A 2,171-nucleotide genomic window follows, 5' to 3' on the forward strand; every position below is an offset into this window, starting at 1 on the left:
CCGCGAGTTTCTGTTTGCAGCAAGCTTAAGCCGTTAGGTGTAGGCGCAGCGAAAGCGAGTCCGAACAGGGCGCTGAGTTGCAGGCAGAAGACCCGAAACCGAGTGATCTAGCCATGGCCAGGCTGAAGGTGCGGTAACACGCACTGGAGGGCCGAACCCACGCCTGTTGAAAAAGTCGGGGATGAGCTGTGGCTAGGGGTGAAAGGCCAATCAAACTCGGAAATAGCTGGTTCTCCGCGAAATCTATTGAGGTAGATCGTCGTTCGATTACCGCCGGAGGTAGAGCACCGGAAGGGCTAGGGGGACCCAAAGTCCTACCAAACCCTACCGAACTCCGAATGCCGGCGAGTACAGGGCGGCAGACAGACAGTGGGTGCTAAGGTCCATTGTCGAGAGGGAAACAGCCCAGACCACCAGCTAAGGCCCCCAAATGATGGCTAAGTGGGAAAGCATGTGAGACGGCCAAAACAACCAGGAGGTTGGCTTAGAAGCAGCCATCCTTTAAAGAAAGCGTAATAGCTCACTGGTCTAATAGCTGTCTTGCGGCGAAAATGTAACGGGGCTCAAGCCATCTGCCGAAGCTGTGGGCGCATGCAAATGCGCGGTAGCGGAGCGTTCCGTAAGCCTGTGAAGGCGGACCCGTGAGGGCCGCTGGAGGTATCGGAAGTGCGAATGCGGACATGAGTAGCGACAAGGAGAGTGAGAACCTCTCCCGCCGAAAGTCCAAGGGTTCCTGCGCAAGGCCAATCCGCGCAGGGTGAGCCGGCCCCTAAGGCGAGGGCGACAGCCGTAGCCGATGGAAACCAGGTGAATATTCCTGGGCCTGTCAGAAGTGACGAGTGTGAAACGTTGTTCCTTCTTATTGGATTGGAGGGGCGGCTGGATCACTCCAGGAAATAGCTCTGACATATAGACCGTACCCGAAACCGACACAGGTGGACTGGTTGAGTATACCGAGGCGCTTGAGAGAACCATGCTGAAGGAACTAGGCAAATTACTCGCGTAACTTCGGGATAAGCGAGACCCAATTCTGGGCAACCAGGGTTGGGTGGCACAAACCAGGGGGTGGCGACTGTTTAGTAAAAACACAGGACTCTGCGAAATCGAGAGATGACGTATAGGGTCTGACGCCTGCCCGGTGCCGGAAGGTTAAGGGGAGATGTGCAAGCATCGAACCGAAGCCCCGGTAAACGGCGGCCGTAACTATAACGGTCCTAAGGTAGCGAAATTCCTTGTCGGGTAAGTTCCGACCTGCACGAATGGCGTAACGACCTCCCCACTGTCTCCAGCATGGGCTCAGCGAAATTGAATTCCCCGTGAAGATGCGGGGTACCCGTGGTCAGACGGAAAGACCCTATGAACCTTTACTGCAACTTCGCAGTGGTGCCAGGAAGGGGCTGTGTAGGATAGGTGGGAGGCTATGAAACCGGGGCGCTAGCTTCGGCGGAGCCATCCTTGAAATACCACCCTGCGCCTTTCTGGCATCTAACTGAGCCCGGTTATCCCGGGCCAGGACCCTGCGTGGTGGGCAGTTTGACTGGGGCGGTCGCCTCCCAAATGGTAACGGAGGCGCGCGATGGTGGGCTCAAGCCGGTCGGACATCGGCTGTTGAGTGCAAAGGCATAAGCCCGCCTGACTGTGAGCGCGACAGCGCGAACAGAGACGAAAGTCGGCCTTAGTGATCCGGTGGTCCCGCGTGGAAGGGCCATCGCTCAACGGATAAAAGGTACTCTAGGGATAACAGGCTGATCTCCCCCAAGAGTCCACATCGACGGGGAGGTTTGGCACCTCGATGTCGGCTCATCGCATCCCGGGGCTGGAGCAGGTCCCAAGGGTTCGGCTGTTCGCCGATTAAAGCGGTACGTGAGCTGGGTTTAGAACGTCGTGAGACAGTTCGGTCCCTATCTGCCATGGGTGTTGGAGACTTGCGAGGATCTGTCCCTAGTACGAGAGGACCGGGATGGACGTACCTCTGGTGTACCAGTTGTTCCGCCAGGAGCATCGCTGGGTAGCTAAGTACGGAACGGATAACCGCTGAAGGCATCTAAGCGGGAAACCAGCCTCAAAACCAGGTCTCCCCAAGGGTCGTGGAAGACCACCACGTCGATAGGCCGCAAGTGGAAGTCGGGTAACCGACGCAGCTGAGCGGTCCTAATCACCCAATTGATCTC

At 57.2% G+C, this 2,171-nt stretch carries 1 rRNA gene; it reads left to right on the plus strand.

Going from position 1 to position 2,171, the window contains the following annotated elements:
- A 23S ribosomal RNA gene (locus D2K64_RS23365) occupies positions 1-2,171 on the plus strand; the annotation flags it as partial.

Source organism: Teichococcus vastitatis (genome assembly GCF_003604215.1).
GTDB lineage: Bacteria > Pseudomonadota > Alphaproteobacteria > Acetobacterales > Acetobacteraceae > Pseudoroseomonas > Pseudoroseomonas vastitatis.